The organism is Streptococcus suis (assembly GCF_002960445.1).
Classification (GTDB): domain Bacteria; phylum Bacillota; class Bacilli; order Lactobacillales; family Streptococcaceae; genus Streptococcus; species Streptococcus hyiners.
Genome location: NZ_POJD01000129.1, coordinates 1 through 265, shown reverse-complemented (window position 1 = coordinate 265; position 265 = coordinate 1). Strand labels below are relative to the sequence as shown.

The 265-nt window shown below is 26.8% G+C and carries 1 pseudogene; it reads left to right on the top strand.

Going from position 1 to position 265, the window contains the following annotated elements:
- Positions 1 to 73 precede the first annotated feature (73 nt).
- Positions 74 to 265: pseudogene (locus tag C1G53_RS13290) on the top strand (oligopeptide ABC transporter substrate-binding protein); the annotation flags it as partial.

Here is a 265-nt window from a genome sequence, read left to right as displayed (position 1 = left end):
TTCTATTATATCACAAGAAATGTGAGAAAAATTTGGAAAAAACATGTAAAAAATGAGAAAATGATGAAAAAATATGTTTTTACAAAATTTTCTGACAAAAAGACTTTATTTAAGAAAAATTTATGATATAATGATTTTTATAAGACATAGTAATAAGTGTCAAACAAAAAGAAAACAGAGGTGTTTTATGAAAAAGACAACGAAACTTTTTGCACTTGCAGGTGTGACTCTCCTTTCAGCATCTGTTCTTGCAGCATGTGGTTCA